Source organism: Pseudomonas reactans, assembly GCF_013387025.1.
GTDB lineage: Bacteria > Pseudomonadota > Gammaproteobacteria > Pseudomonadales > Pseudomonadaceae > Aquipseudomonas > Aquipseudomonas reactans.
The window spans coordinates 16,031-28,334 of sequence record NZ_JACAQP010000013.1 but is presented as its reverse complement, the minus strand read 5'-3'; the positions used below and the strand labels follow the sequence as shown (position 1 = coordinate 28,334).

Sequence of the window (12,304 nt, the reverse complement as noted above, 5' to 3'; positions counted from 1 at the left end):
TTAACCCTCTACACGCAGCATGTAGTAAGCCTTGTTGATCATCCCGCGATTCTCGGGAGTATCCTGGACTTCTACAGTGTGACCGATGCGACGCAGACCCAGACCTTTAACACACAGTTTGTGGTTAGGGATGCGGCCGGTCATGCTTTTGATCAGCGTTACTTTAACGGTAGCCATGATCAGAAGATCTCCTTGACAGTCAGACCACGCTTCGCAGCGATGGACTCAGGAGATTGCATAGCTTTCAAACCTTTGAAAGTGGCGTGAACCACGTTTACCGGGTTAGTCGAGCCGTAGCACTTGGCCAGAACGTTCTGAACGCCAGCAACTTCGAGGACAGCACGCATAGCGCCGCCAGCGATGATACCGGTACCTTCAGAAGCAGGCTGCATGTACACCTTCGAAGCGCCATGAGCGGACTTCATTGCGTACTGCAGAGTGGTGCCGTTCAGATCAACTTGGATCATGTTGCGACGAGCAGCTTCCATTGCCTTCTGGATCGCAGCAGGCACTTCACGTGACTTGCCACGGCCGAAGCCAACACGGCCTTTACCATCACCTACCACGGTCAACGCGGTGAAGGTGAAGATACGGCCGCCTTTAACGGTTTTGGCTACGCGGTTAACTTGAACCAGCTTCTCAATGTAGCCTTCGTCGCGCTTTTGGTCGTTATTTGACATAACTTAGAACTCCAGCCCAGCTTCACGAGCAGCATCAGCCAGCGCTTTCACGCGACCGTGGTACTTGAAGCCAGAGCGGTCGAAAGCCACTTGCGAGACGCCAGCGGCCTTAGCACGCGTAGCGACCAGCTGGCCAACCTTTGTGGCCGCGTCGATGTTGCCAGTGGCACCATCACGCAGTTCTTTATCCAAAGTCGAGGCGCTTGCCAGGACTTTGTTGCCGTCGGCCGAGATGACCTGGGCGTAGATGTGCTGCGACGAGCGGAACACGCAGAGACGCACGACTTCGAGTTCGTGCATTTTCAGGCGTGCTTTGCGAGCGCGACGCAGTCGAGTAACTTTTTTGTCGGTCATTTGCTATGCCCTACTTCTTCTTGGCTTCTTTACGACGGACGACTTCGTCCGCGTAGCGCACACCTTTGCCTTTGTACGGCTCTGGTGGACGGAAGTCGCGGATCTCAGCGGCCACTTGACCTACCAGCTGCTTGTCGATGCCCTTGATCAGGATATCGGTCTGGCTAGGGGTCTCAGCAGTGATGCCCGCTGGCAGTTCGTAATCCACAGGGTGCGAGAAGCCAAGGGCAAGGTTCAAAACCGTGCCTTTTGCTTGCGCTTTGTAACCAACACCGACCAGCTGGAGCTTACGCTCGAAGCCTTGGCTTACGCCTTGGACCATGTTGTTTACCAACGCACGCGTGGTACCGGCCATTGCGCGAGTTTGTTGATCGCCATTGCGAGCAGCGAAACGCAGCTCACCAGCTTCTTCAACGATCTCAACGGACGAATGGATGTTCAGTTCAAGAGTACCCTTGGCACCCTTCACCGAAAGCTGTTGGCCTGCGAATTTGACTTCGACACCGGCTGGCAGCTTAACGGGGTTCTTAGCGACGCGAGACATGCTTATCCCCCCTTAGAACACAGTGCAAAGAACTTCGCCGCCGACACCGGCAGCGCGCGCAGCACGATCCGTCATCACACCTTTGTTGGTGGAGACGATAGACACGCCCAGACCGCCACGAACTTTCGGCAGATCTTCAGCGGACTTGTACTGACGCAGGCCTGGACGGCTAACGCGCTTCACTTCCTCGATGACCGAACGGCCTTCGAAGTACTTCAGCTCGATGGACAGCAGTGCTTTTACATCGCTGCTGATCTGATAACCCGCAATGTAGCCTTCGTCTTTCAGGACTTTGGCAACAGCTACCTTCAACTTGGAAGATGGCATGCTTACGACGGACTTTTCAGCCATCTGGGCATTACGGATACGAGTTAGCATGTCCGCTAACGGGTCCTGCATACTCATGGGCTAGACGCTCCTAATACAAAAAAATTAGCCTTGCGGCTACATATGTCGCCGAGAATCTCCGGGTAAAAAACACGGGCTCAGGCGAGCCGCGTATTTTAGACACACTCCGGAAATGAAACAAGCCCCAAAAGGGGCTTGTTCCAGATTCAAGGTCACCGGTGGTCAGTATCTTGCGATATTGGCCACCTGGACGTTGAAAGTACTTACCAGCTGGCTTTAACCAGACCTGGTACGTCACCACGCATTGCCGCTTCACGCAGTTTGTTACGGCCGAGGCCGAACTTGCGGTAAACGCCGTGTGGACGACCGGTCAGGCGGCAGCGGTTACGCATGCGCGAAGCGCTTGCGTCACGTGGCTGCTTCTGCAGAGCAACTGTAGCTTCCCAACGTGCTTCTGGACTTGCGTTCAGATCAACGATGATCGCTTTCAGTGCTGCACGCTTCTTGGCGTACTTGGCAACCGTGAGCTGACGCTTCAGCTCGCGGTTTTTCATGCTCATCTTGGCCATGGTCCTACTCCAATCAGTTGCGGAACGGGAATTTGAAAGCACGCAACAGGGCGCGACCTTCATCATCGTTCTTGGCAGTGGTGGTCAGGGTGATGTCCAGACCGCGGAGAGCATCGATCTTGTCGTAGTCGATTTCCGGGAAGATGATCTGCTCTTTCACGCCCATGCTGTAGTTACCACGACCATCGAAGGACTTGGCATTCAGGCCGCGGAAGTCGCGGACCCGAGGCAGGGAGATCGACAGCAGACGATCCAGGAATTCGTACATACGCTCACGGCGCAGGGTCACTTTGACGCCGATCGGCCAACCTTCACGGACTTTAAAGCCAGCGATGGATTTGCGAGCGTAGGTCACAACGACTTTCTGGCCGGTGATCTTTTCCAGGTCAGCAACAGCATGCTCGATGACTTTTTTGTCGCCGATCGCTTCGCCCAGACCCATGTTCAGGGTGATTTTGGTAACGCGCGGAACTTCCATCACGTTCCCAAGCTTAAGTTCTTCCTTAAGCTTAGGGGCGATTTCCTTCCGGTAAATCTCTTGTAGTCGTGCCATGGTCTAATCTACCTAGCAGTGTTCAAGCATCAACCGCTTTTTGGGTCGACTTGAAGACACGAATTTTCTTACCGTCTTCTACTTTGAAACCAACGCGGTCAGCCTTGTTGGTTTCGCCGTTGAAGATGGCGACGTTAGAAGCGTCCAGCGGAGCTTCTTTCTCGACGATACCGCCCTGCACGCCCGACATCGGGTTAGGCTTGGTATGACGCTTAACCAGGTTCAGACCACCGATAACCAGACGGTTATTAGCGAGAACCTTAAGCACCTTACCGCGCTTACCTTTGTCTTTGCCGGCGATCACGATGATCTCGTCGTCACGACGAATCTTTTGCATGTCGGATCTCCTTACAGCACTTCTGGGGCGAGCGAGACGATCTTCATGAACTTCTCAGTACGAAGTTCACGGGTCACTGGCCCAAAGATACGGGTGCCGATCGGCTCTTGCTTGTTGTTCAGAAGAACAGCAGCGTTGCCATCAAAGCGGATAATGGAGCCATCAGCACGACGTACGCCGTGACGAGTGCGGACTACAACAGCAGTCATCACTTGGCCTTTTTTCACTTTACCGCGAGGAATTGCTTCCTTGACGGTAACTTTGATGATGTCACCGATACCAGCGTAACGACGATGGGAGCCACCCAGCACCTTGATGCACATAACACGGCGAGCGCCGCTGTTATCGGCCACATCGAGCATGGATTGAGTCTGAATCATATAATTTCTCCGACCCCTAGTCCTTAGACTTCCACAGCGCGTTCGAGAACATCAACCAGTGCCCAAGACTTGGTCTTGGCCAGCGGACGAGTTTCACGAATAGTGACTTTGTCGCCGATGTGGCACTGATTGGTTTCGTCGTGCGCGTGCAGCTTAGTCGAACGCTTAACATATTTACCGTAGATCGGGTGCTTAACGCGACGCTCGATCAGAACGGTGATGGTTTTGTCCATCTTGTCGCTGACAACACGGCCAGTCAGCGTACGGACAGTCTTTTCGGCTTCAGCCATGATCACTTACCTGCCTGCTGGTTGAGCACAGTCTTCACGCGAGCGATGTCACGCTTAACTTGCGAGAGCAGATGCGACTGCCCCAACTGGCCAGTTGCTTTCTGCATGCGCAGATTGAACTGGTCGCGCAGCAAGCCGAGCAGTTGCTCGTTCAGCTGCTGTGCGGATTTTTCACGAAGTTCATTCGCTTTCATCACATCACCGTCCGTTTAACAAAGGAGGTGGCGAGCGGCAGCTTTGCAGCAGCCAGGGCGAAAGCCTCACGCGCCAGCTCTTCAGAAACACCCTCGATTTCATACAGGACTTTGCCTGGCTGAATCTGGGCTACCCAGTATTCCACGTTACCCTTACCTTTACCCATCCGCACTTCGAGAGGCTTCTTGGAGATCGGCTTGTCCGGGAATACACGGATCCAGATCTTGCCGCCACGTTTTACGTGACGGGTCAGAGCACGACGCGCTGACTCGATCTGACGAGCGGTGAGACGACCACGAGCTACAGACTTCAGCGCGAACTCGCCGAAGCTGACTTTGCTACCGCGCTGAGCCAGACCACGGTTGTGGCCTGTCATCTGCTTGCGGAACTTCGTACGCTTAGGTTGCAACATTTGGCGTACCCCTTACTTAGCAGCTTTTTTACGAGGCGCTGGTGCTTGTGGTTTCAGTTCTTCTTGGCGACCACCAATTACTTCGCCTTTGAAGATCCAAACCTTTACACCGATCACACCGTAAGTGGTGTGAGCTTCGTAGTTGGCATAGTCGATGTCGGCACGCAGGGTGTGCAGTGGCACACGACCTTCGCGATACCATTCAGTACGTGCGATTTCAGCACCGCCGAGACGACCGCTCACTTGGATTTTGATGCCTTTGGCACCAATGCGCATGGCGTTCTGTACAGCGCGCTTCATAGCGCGACGGAACATTACGCGACGCTCCAGCTGCTGAGCTACGCTCTGCGCAACCAGCATACCGTCGAGTTCCGGCTTGCGGATCTCTTCGATATTGATGTGCACAGGCACACCCATTTGCTTGGTCAGGTCCTGACGCAGTTTCTCAACATCTTCACCTTTCTTCCCGATAACGATACCTGGGCGAGCGGTGTGGATGGTGATACGTGCAGTTTGGGCCGGACGATGGATATCGATACGGCTTACGGACGCGCTTTTTAGTTTGTCTTGGAGATACTCACGCACCTTCAGATCAGCGAACAAATAGTCCGCATAAGTCCGACCGTCTGCGTACCAGACGGAGGTGTGCTCCTTGACGATTCCCAGGCGAATGCCAATGGGATGTACTTTCTGACCCATCTCTTCGACTCCGTTACTTGTCAGCAACCTTGACAGTGATATGGCAAGACCGCTTGACGATGCGATCAGCACGGCCTTTGGCACGTGGCATGATGCGCTTCAGCGAACGCCCTTCGTTGACGAAAACGGTGCTGACCTTCAGGTCATCAACGTCTGCGCCTTCGTTATGCTCGGCGTTGGCTACGGCCGACTCCAGCACTTTCTTCATGATCTCGGCGGCTTTCTTACTGCTGAAAGCCAACAGGTTGAGCGCTTCGCCCACCTTCTTCCCGCGGATCTGGTCGGCGACCAAGCGGGCTTTCTGGGCGGAGATTCGAGCGCCCGACAACTTAGCGGCTACTTCCATTTCCTAACCCCTTAACGCTTGGCTTTCTTGTCTGCCACGTGCCCACGATAAGTGCGGGTACCGGCAAACTCGCCTAGTTTGTGGCCGACCATGTCTTCGTTCACGAGAACTGGGACGTGCAAGCGACCGTTGTGTACAGCGATGGTCAGACCGACCATTTGTGGCAGGATCATCGAACGACGCGACCAGGTTTTCACCGGTTTGCGATCGTTCTTTTCCGCCGCCACTTCGATCTTCTTCAGTAGGTGAAGATCAATAAAAGGACCTTTTTTCAGAGAACGTGGCACTGTCGTATCCCTCTATTTACTTGCGACGACGGACGATCATTTTGTCGGTACGCTTATTACCACGAGTCTTCGCGCCCTTAGTCGGGAAGCCCCATGGCGATACCGGATGACGACCACCAGAGGTACGACCTTCACCACCACCGTGTGGGTGGTCAACCGGGTTCATGGCAACACCACGAACGGTTGGGCGAACGCCACGCCAGCGTTTGGCACCAGCTTTACCCAGCGAACGCAGGCTGTGCTCGGAGTTCGAGACTTCGCCCAGGGTCGCGCGGCATTCAGCCAGCACTTTACGCATCTCACCAGAACGCAGACGCAGGGTCACGTAGACACCTTCACGAGCGATCAGCTGAGCCGAAGCACCAGCGGAACGAGCGATTTGCGCGCCTTTACCTGGCTTCAATTCGATGCCGTGTACGGTGCTACCAACTGGAATGTTGCGCAGTTGCAGAGCGTTGCCCGGCTTGATCGGTGCCAGAGCACCTGCGATCAGCTGGTCGCCAGCGCTCACGCCTTTAGGGGCGATGATGTAGCGACGCTCGCCATCTGCGTACAGCAGCAGAGCGATGTGAGCAGTACGGTTTGGATCGTATTCGATACGCTCGACAGTGGCAGCGATGCCATCTTTGTCGTTGCGACGGAAGTCGACCAGACGATAATGCTGCTTATGGCCACCACCGATGTGACGAGTGGTAATACGACCATTGTTGTTACGACCACCAGACTTCGATTTTTTCTCGAGCAGCGGTGCGTGAGGAGCGCCTTTATGCAGCTCCTGGTTGACCACCTTGACCACAAAACGGCGGCCAGGGGAAGTCGGTTTGCATTTAACGATTGCCATGATGCACCCCTTCCTTACTCAGCACTGCTGCTGAAATCGAGATCTTGGCCTGGCTGAAGGGAGATAACTGCCTTCTTCCAGTCATTACGCTTGCCCAGACCGCGAGCAGTGCGCTTGCTCTTACCCAGAACATTCAGGGTAGTAACACGCTCTACTTTCACGCTGAACAGGCTTTCGACGGCCTTCTTGATTTCCAGCTTGGTTGCGTCAGTTGCAACCTTGAAAACGAACTGGCCTTTCTTGTCAGCCAGAACCGTAGCCTTTTCGGAAACGTGCGGGCCAAGCAGAACTTTAAATACGCGTTCCTGGTTCATCCCAGCAGCTCCTCGAATTTCTTCACGGCCGACACGGTGATCAACACCTTGTCGTATGCGATCAGACTAACTGGATCGGAACCTTGCACGTCACGTACATCAACGTGTGGCAGGTTGCGAGCAGCCAGGTACAGGTTCTGATCAACAGCTTCCGACACGATCAAAACGTCGGTCAGGCTCATGTTGTTCAGTTTGCCCAGCAGATCTTTGGTTTTCGGGCTTTCAACAGCGAAGTCCTGAACCACGACCAGACGGTCAGTACGCACGAGTTCAGCAAGGATGGAGCGCAGAGCTGCGCGGTACATCTTCTTGTTGAGCTTCTGCGAGTGATCCTGTGGACGAGCTGCGAAAGTGGTACCACCGCCACGCCAGATTGGGCTACGGATAGTACCGGCACGAGCACGGCCAGTACCTTTCTGACGCCAAGGGCGCTTACCGCCACCACGAACGTCGGAACGGGTCTTTTGCTGCTTGCTACCTTGACGGCCGCCGGCCATGTAGGCCACGACTGCTTGGTGAACCAGCGTCTCGTTGAACTCGCCGCCAAACGTCAGTTCGGAAACTTCGATCGCTTGAGCGTCATTTACATTTAATTGCATGTCAGCTTCCCCTTAACCGCGAGCCTTGGCCGCCGGACGTACAACCAGGTTGCCGCCAGTAGCGCCAGGAACAGCACCCTTGACCAACAACAGATTGCGTTCAGCGTCGACGCGCACTACTTCGAGGGACTGCACGGTCACGCGCTCAGCGCCCATATGACCGGACATTTTCTTGCCCTTGAATACACGACCAGGAGTCTGGCACTGGCCAATAGAGCCCGGGACGCGGTGGGAAACGGAGTTACCGTGAGTGTTGTCTTGGCCACGGAAATTCCAACGCTTGATCGTACCCTGAAAGCCTTTACCTTTGGACTGACCGGTTACATCAACCAGTTGACCAGCAGCGAAGATTTCAGCGTTGATCAGATCGCCAGCCTGGTAGTCGCCATCTTCAAGACGGAACTCCATAACAGTGCGACCAGCTGCAACGTTTGCTTTAGCGAAGTGACCTGCTTGAGCAGCAGTCACACGCGAAGCACGACGCTCGCCGACAGTGACTTGCACTGCACGATAGCCATCGGTCTCTTCAGTTTTGAACTGGGTGACGCGATTCGGTTCGATCTCAATGACCGTGACCGGAATGGAGACACCTTCTTCGGTGAAAATACGGGTCATACCGCATTTACGACCGACTACACCAATAGTCATGTTGTAAACCTCATGAGTGTACGGGGCTTTCACCCGCTATGGCCGCCCATTTCAGAGCGTTACACGACTAAGACCCGAGTCTTAGCCGAGGCTGATCTGTACTTCCACACCGGCCGCCAGATCGAGCTTCATAAGTGCATCAACGGTTTTATCCGTTGGCTGGACGATGTCCAGTACGCGCTTATGAGTACGGATCTCGTACTGGTCGCGCGCGTCTTTGTTGACGTGCGGAGAGACCAGAACGGTGAACCGCTCTTTACGGGTAGGCAGTGGAATTGGACCACGCACTTGTGCACCAGTACGTTTCGCGGTTTCCACGATTTCCTGGGTGGATTGGTCGATCAGGCGATGGTCAAAAGCCTTCAACCTGATACGGATTTGCTGATTTTGCATTGGATTTCAGACTCCGGCTGCTATTCCCAGCGAGCGCAATACGCCCGTTAAAAGGAGGCGCAATTCTATAGACGGCCCTGATAGGTGTCAACCCAATAAAAAAGGCCCCCGCTGAGCGGGGGCCTTTTCAAAACATCAGAGCTATCTCAGAAGAGATAATTACTCGATGATTTTAGCTACAACGCCAGCACCAACGGTACGGCCGCCTTCACGGATTGCGAAACGCAGGCCGTCTTCCATAGCGATGGTTTTGATCAGGGTGACAACCATTTTGATGTTGTCGCCTGGCATTACCATTTCTACGCCTTCCGGCAGTTCGCAGTTACCAGTTACGTCGGTAGTACGGAAGTAGAACTGTGGACGGTAGCCTTTGAAGAACGGAGTGTGACGACCGCCTTCTTCTTTGCTCAGCACGTACACTTCAGCTTCGAACTTGGTGTGCGGCTTAACCGAACCTGGCTTAACCAGAACCTGGCCACGCTCAACGTCGTCACGCTTGGTACCACGCAGCAGAACGCCGCAGTTCTCGCCAGCACGACCTTCGTCGAGCAGTTTACGGAACATTTCAACACCGGTGCAGGTAGTGACGGTAGTGTCACGCAGACCAACGATTTCCAGTGGATCTTGAACCTTGACGATACCGCGCTCGATACGACCAGTTACAACAGTACCGCGACCGGAGATCGAGAATACGTCTTCGATTGGCATCAGGAACGGCTTGTCGATAACACGGACTGGATCTGGGATGTAGCTGTCCAGAGTCTCAACCAGTTTACGAACGGACGTGGTGCCCATTTCGTTGTCGTCTTTGCCTTCCAGAGCCATACGAGCAGAACCGATGATGATCGGAGTGTCGTCACCTGGGAAGTCGTAAGTGCTCAGCAGATCGCGCACTTCCATCTCAACCAGTTCCAGCAGCTCAGCGTCGTCTACCAGGTCAGCCTTGTTCAGGTAAACCACGATGTACGGAACGCCTACCTGACGGGACAGCAGGATGTGCTCACGGGTTTGTGGCATCGGACCATCAGCGGCCGAGCAAACCAGGATAGCGCCGTCCATTTGAGCAGCACCAGTGATCATGTTCTTCACATAGTCAGCGTGACCTGGGCAGTCAACGTGAGCGTAGTGACGGATCAGCGAGTTGTATTCAACGTGCGCGGTGTTGATGGTGATACCACGAGCTTTTTCTTCTGGCGCGCTGTCGATTTTATCGAAATCAACGATTGCGGAACCGAAAACTTCGGAGCAAACGCGAGTCAGAGCAGCAGTCAGAGTGGTTTTACCGTGGTCAACGTGACCGATGGTGCCAACGTTGACGTGCGGTAGGGAACGATCAAATTTTTCTTTAGCCACGACAATTAACTCCTTGCCTAAAGGACTGAATCAGCCTTGTTTTTTGGATACAGTTTCAGCGATGTGCGCCGGAGCTGTGTTGTATTTTTTGAATTCCATAGAGTAGCTTGCGCGACCCTGGGACATGGAGCGAACGTCGGTCGCATAACCGAACATCTCACCCAGCGGAACCTCGGCGCGAATCACTTTGCCGGAAACCGTGTCTTCCATACCCAAGATCATGCCGCGACGACGGTTAAGGTCGCCCATGACATCACCCATATAGTCTTCAGGTGTAACAACTTCTACCGCCATGATCGGCTCAAGCAACTCACCACCGCCCTTCTGGGCCAGTTGCTTGGTTGCCATGGAGGCAGCCACCTTAAACGCCATCTCGTTGGAGTCGACGTCGTGGTAAGAACCGTCAAAAACGGTTGCTTTCAGGCCGATCAGCGGATAGCCGGCAACAACACCGTTCTTCATCTGCTCTTCGATGCCCTTCTGGATAGCAGGGATGTATTCCTTAGGAACCACACCACCCACTACTTCGTTCACGAATTGCAGACCTTCCTGACCTTCGTCAGCAGGAGCAAAACGGATCCAGCAGTGACCGAACTGACCACGACCGCCGGACTGACGAACGAACTTGCCTTCGATTTCACAGTTCTTCGTGATGCGCTCACGATAGGAAACCTGAGGCTTACCGATGTTGGCTTCGACGTTGAACTCACGGCGCATCCGGTCAACCAGGATGTCCAGGTGCAGCTCGCCCATGCCGGAGATGATCGTTTGACCAGTCTCTTCATCAGTCTTGACGCGGAAAGATGGATCTTCCTGAGCAAGTTTGCCCAGAGCGATACCCATTTTTTCCTGGTCATCCTTGGTCTTAGGCTCTACGGCAACCGAAATAACCGGCTCCGGGAAGTCCATGCGAACCAGGATGATTGGCTTGGCAGCGTCGCACAAAGTCTCACCCGTGGTGACGTCCTTCATGCCGATCAGGGCCGCGATGTCACCAGCGCGTACTTCCTTGATCTCTTCACGGGCGTTTGCGTGCATTTGCACCATACGACCCACGCGCTCTTTCTTGCCTTTAACCGAGTTGATCACGCCGTCGCCGGAGGCCAACACGCCCGAGTAAACGCGGACGAAGGTCAAAGTACCCACGAATGGGTCGGTTGCGATCTTGAACGCCAGAGCCGAGAACGGCTCGCTGTCATCGGCGTGACGCTCCATTTCTTCTTCCTCGTTATCAGGGTTGGTACCCTTGATAGCAGGAATGTCGGTTGGAGCCGGCAGGTAGTCGATAACGGCGTCGAGAACCAGGGGAACACCCTTGTTCTTGAAGGAAGAACCGCAAACAGCCAAGACGATCTCGCCAGCGATAGTACGCTGACGCAGAGCAGCCTTGATTTCCACGTTGGTGAGCTCTTCACCTTCGAGGTACTTGTTCATCAGCTCTTCGTTGGCTTCGGCAGCAGCCTCAACCATGTTGTTGCGCCACTCGTCAGCCAGCTCCTGCAGTTCTGCAGGGATAGGCTTACGAACAGGAACCATACCTTTGTCGGAATCATTCCAGTAAACAGCTTCCATGTTGATCAGATCGATCTGACCCTGGAAGTTGTCTTCGGAACCGATAGCCAATTGGATTGGCACCGGGGTGTGACCCAGACGCTGCTTGATCTGACCGATCACGCGCAGGAAGTTGGCACCAGCACGGTCCATCTTGTTTACATAAACAAGACGTGGAACGCCGTACTTGTTGGCTTGACGCCATACGGTTTCCGACTGAGGCTCAACACCCGAGGTACCGCAGAACACAACGACAGCGCCGTCGAGTACGCGCAGGGAACGTTCAACTTCAATGGTGAAGTCTACGTGGCCCGGGGTATCGATTACGTTGAAACGATGCTCGTCTTTGTACTGCTTCTCGGAACCTTTCCAGAAGGCGGTGATAGCAGCAGAAGTAATGGTAATACCACGCTCCTGCTCCTGAACCATCCAGTCTGTGGTCGCGGCGCCGTCATGCACCTCGCCCATTTTGTGACTTTTGCCGGTGTAAAACAGTACGCGCTCGGTGGTGGTGGTTTTACCAGCATCCACGTGAGCAACGATACCGATGTTACGGTAGCGGCTAATCGGAGTAGTACGAGCCATAAAGCCCTCGCAAAATTAGTGAAGCT

The 12,304-nt window shown here is 54.3% G+C and carries 22 protein-coding genes; all 22 read right to left on the bottom strand.

The annotated features are described in order from the left end of the window. On the bottom strand, positions 1 to 177 hold the full coding sequence (gene rpmD, locus HX793_RS15210) for a 50S ribosomal protein L30 (protein WP_003176408.1): 177 nt from the start codon (positions 175 to 177) through the stop codon (positions 1 to 3). Positions 178 to 179: 2 nt separating this feature from the next. Then, the gene (gene rpsE / locus HX793_RS15205; protein ID WP_003176409.1) at positions 180 to 680 is read right to left on the bottom strand and encodes a 30S ribosomal protein S5; all 501 of its coding nucleotides are present in this window, start codon (positions 678 to 680) and stop codon (positions 180 to 182) included. A 3-nt stretch (positions 681 to 683) separates the two neighbouring features. Further along, complete coding sequence (gene rplR, locus HX793_RS15200; RefSeq protein WP_003186037.1) at positions 684 to 1,034, bottom strand: 50S ribosomal protein L18; 351 nt, start codon at positions 1,032 to 1,034, stop codon at positions 684 to 686. A gap of 10 nt (positions 1,035 to 1,044) precedes the next feature. Further along, positions 1,045 to 1,578, bottom strand: coding sequence for a 50S ribosomal protein L6 (gene rplF / locus HX793_RS15195; protein WP_003194640.1), 534 nt, complete (start codon positions 1,576 to 1,578; stop codon positions 1,045 to 1,047). Between the two features lie 12 nt (positions 1,579 to 1,590). Beyond that, positions 1,591 to 1,983, bottom strand: a complete 393-nt coding sequence (gene rpsH / locus HX793_RS15190) for a 30S ribosomal protein S8 (protein WP_010206883.1) — start codon at positions 1,981 to 1,983, stop codon at positions 1,591 to 1,593. 206 nt (positions 1,984 to 2,189) lie between these two features. Further along, positions 2,190 to 2,495, bottom strand: coding sequence for a 30S ribosomal protein S14 (gene rpsN, locus HX793_RS15185; RefSeq protein ID WP_003176414.1), 306 nt, complete (start codon positions 2,493 to 2,495; stop codon positions 2,190 to 2,192). Positions 2,496 to 2,508: 13 nt separating this feature from the next. Beyond that, positions 2,509 to 3,048 (bottom strand): 50S ribosomal protein L5, encoded by a 540-nt coding sequence (rplE, locus tag HX793_RS15180; RefSeq protein WP_003194642.1) that lies wholly within the window; start codon positions 3,046 to 3,048, stop codon positions 2,509 to 2,511. A 22-nt stretch (positions 3,049 to 3,070) separates the two neighbouring features. Continuing rightward, a complete protein-coding gene (rplX, locus tag HX793_RS15175; protein ID WP_003176416.1) occupies positions 3,071 to 3,385 on the bottom strand; it encodes a 50S ribosomal protein L24 in 315 nt (104 codons plus the stop codon). Positions 3,386 to 3,396: 11 nt separating this feature from the next. Then, a complete protein-coding gene (gene rplN, locus HX793_RS15170; RefSeq protein ID WP_002555479.1) occupies positions 3,397 to 3,765 on the bottom strand; it encodes a 50S ribosomal protein L14 in 369 nt (122 codons plus the stop codon). Positions 3,766 to 3,788: 23 nt separating this feature from the next. Then, positions 3,789 to 4,055, bottom strand: a complete 267-nt coding sequence (gene rpsQ, locus HX793_RS15165) for a 30S ribosomal protein S17 (protein ID WP_003176419.1) — start codon at positions 4,053 to 4,055, stop codon at positions 3,789 to 3,791. Between the two features lie 2 nt (positions 4,056 to 4,057). Further along, positions 4,058 to 4,249, bottom strand: coding sequence for a 50S ribosomal protein L29 (rpmC, locus tag HX793_RS15160; RefSeq protein ID WP_002555481.1), 192 nt, complete (start codon positions 4,247 to 4,249; stop codon positions 4,058 to 4,060). After that, positions 4,249 to 4,662: a 50S ribosomal protein L16 gene (gene rplP / locus HX793_RS15155; RefSeq protein WP_003176421.1), complete on the bottom strand. Its 414-nt coding sequence runs from the start codon at positions 4,660 to 4,662 to the stop codon at positions 4,249 to 4,251. Before rplP ends, rpmC begins: the two co-directional genes overlap by 1 nt. A 12-nt stretch (positions 4,663 to 4,674) precedes the next feature. After that, complete coding sequence (gene rpsC, locus HX793_RS15150) at positions 4,675 to 5,361, bottom strand: 30S ribosomal protein S3 (protein ID WP_003176422.1); 687 nt, start codon at positions 5,359 to 5,361, stop codon at positions 4,675 to 4,677. A gap of 13 nt (positions 5,362 to 5,374) precedes the next feature. After that, entirely contained in the window at positions 5,375 to 5,707 is a 333-nt protein-coding gene (rplV, locus tag HX793_RS15145) for a 50S ribosomal protein L22 (protein WP_003103908.1), read from the bottom strand. A gap of 11 nt (positions 5,708 to 5,718) precedes the next feature. Further along, positions 5,719 to 5,994 (bottom strand): 30S ribosomal protein S19, encoded by a 276-nt coding sequence (rpsS, locus tag HX793_RS15140; RefSeq protein WP_003232420.1) that lies wholly within the window; start codon positions 5,992 to 5,994, stop codon positions 5,719 to 5,721. 16 nt (positions 5,995 to 6,010) lie between these two features. Next, entirely contained in the window at positions 6,011 to 6,835 is an 825-nt protein-coding gene (gene rplB / locus HX793_RS15135; RefSeq protein ID WP_003186055.1) for a 50S ribosomal protein L2, read from the bottom strand. A gap of 14 nt (positions 6,836 to 6,849) precedes the next feature. Next, on the bottom strand, positions 6,850 to 7,149 hold the full coding sequence (gene rplW, locus HX793_RS15130) for a 50S ribosomal protein L23 (protein ID WP_002555488.1): 300 nt from the start codon (positions 7,147 to 7,149) through the stop codon (positions 6,850 to 6,852). Beyond that, a complete protein-coding gene (rplD, locus tag HX793_RS15125) occupies positions 7,146 to 7,748 on the bottom strand; it encodes a 50S ribosomal protein L4 (protein ID WP_003176424.1) in 603 nt (200 codons plus the stop codon). The genes rplW and rplD overlap by 4 nt, the downstream gene beginning before the upstream one ends. Positions 7,749 to 7,760: 12 nt before the next feature. Beyond that, entirely contained in the window at positions 7,761 to 8,396 is a 636-nt protein-coding gene (gene rplC / locus HX793_RS15120) for a 50S ribosomal protein L3 (RefSeq protein ID WP_003194649.1), read from the bottom strand. A gap of 81 nt (positions 8,397 to 8,477) precedes the next feature. Further along, positions 8,478 to 8,789, bottom strand: coding sequence for a 30S ribosomal protein S10 (gene rpsJ / locus HX793_RS15115; RefSeq protein ID WP_003186070.1), 312 nt, complete (start codon positions 8,787 to 8,789; stop codon positions 8,478 to 8,480). Positions 8,790 to 8,948: 159 nt separating this feature from the next. Further along, complete coding sequence (tuf, locus tag HX793_RS15110) at positions 8,949 to 10,142, bottom strand: elongation factor Tu (RefSeq protein WP_003176426.1); 1,194 nt, start codon at positions 10,140 to 10,142, stop codon at positions 8,949 to 8,951. A 30-nt stretch (positions 10,143 to 10,172) separates the two neighbouring features. Then, entirely contained in the window at positions 10,173 to 12,278 is a 2,106-nt protein-coding gene (fusA, locus tag HX793_RS15105; protein WP_033900034.1) for an elongation factor G, read from the bottom strand. Positions 12,279 to 12,304: the final 26 nt, after the last annotated feature.

Coding starts and splice junctions, on each gene's coding strand:
- rpmD (WP_003176408.1), bottom strand. CDS start 177: ATGGCTACCGTTAAAGTAACGCTGATCAAAAGCATGACCGGCCGCATC.
- rpsE (WP_003176409.1), bottom strand. CDS start 680: ATGTCAAATAACGACCAAAAGCGCGACGAAGGCTACATTGAGAAGCTG.
- rplR (WP_003186037.1), bottom strand. CDS start 1,034: ATGACCGACAAAAAAGTTACTCGACTGCGTCGCGCTCGCAAAGCACGC.
- rplF (WP_003194640.1), bottom strand. CDS start 1,578: ATGTCTCGCGTCGCTAAGAACCCCGTTAAGCTGCCAGCCGGTGTCGAA.
- rpsH (WP_010206883.1), bottom strand. CDS start 1,983: ATGAGTATGCAGGACCCGTTAGCGGACATGCTAACTCGTATCCGTAAT.
- rpsN (WP_003176414.1), bottom strand. CDS start 2,495: ATGGCCAAGATGAGCATGAAAAACCGCGAGCTGAAGCGTCAGCTCACG.
- rplE (WP_003194642.1), bottom strand. CDS start 3,048: ATGGCACGACTACAAGAGATTTACCGGAAGGAAATCGCCCCTAAGCTT.
- rplX (WP_003176416.1), bottom strand. CDS start 3,385: ATGCAAAAGATTCGTCGTGACGACGAGATCATCGTGATCGCCGGCAAA.
- rplN (WP_002555479.1), bottom strand. CDS start 3,765: ATGATTCAGACTCAATCCATGCTCGATGTGGCCGATAACAGCGGCGCT.
- rpsQ (WP_003176419.1), bottom strand. CDS start 4,055: ATGGCTGAAGCCGAAAAGACTGTCCGTACGCTGACTGGCCGTGTTGTC.
- rpmC (WP_002555481.1), bottom strand. CDS start 4,249: ATGAAAGCGAATGAACTTCGTGAAAAATCCGCACAGCAGCTGAACGAG.
- rplP (WP_003176421.1), bottom strand. CDS start 4,662: ATGTTGCAACCTAAGCGTACGAAGTTCCGCAAGCAGATGACAGGCCAC.
- rpsC (WP_003176422.1), bottom strand. CDS start 5,361: ATGGGTCAGAAAGTACATCCCATTGGCATTCGCCTGGGAATCGTCAAG.
- rplV (WP_003103908.1), bottom strand. CDS start 5,707: ATGGAAGTAGCCGCTAAGTTGTCGGGCGCTCGAATCTCCGCCCAGAAA.
- rplB (WP_003186055.1), bottom strand. CDS start 6,835: ATGGCAATCGTTAAATGCAAACCGACTTCCCCTGGCCGCCGTTTTGTG.
- rplW (WP_002555488.1), bottom strand. CDS start 7,149: ATGAACCAGGAACGCGTATTTAAAGTTCTGCTTGGCCCGCACGTTTCC.
- rplD (WP_003176424.1), bottom strand. CDS start 7,748: ATGCAATTAAATGTAAATGACGCTCAAGCGATCGAAGTTTCCGAACTG.
- rplC (WP_003194649.1), bottom strand. CDS start 8,396: ATGACTATTGGTGTAGTCGGTCGTAAATGCGGTATGACCCGTATTTTC.
- rpsJ (WP_003186070.1), bottom strand. CDS start 8,789: ATGCAAAATCAGCAAATCCGTATCAGGTTGAAGGCTTTTGACCATCGC.
- fusA (WP_033900034.1), bottom strand. CDS start 12,278: ATGGCTCGTACTACTCCGATTAGCCGCTACCGTAACATCGGTATCGTT.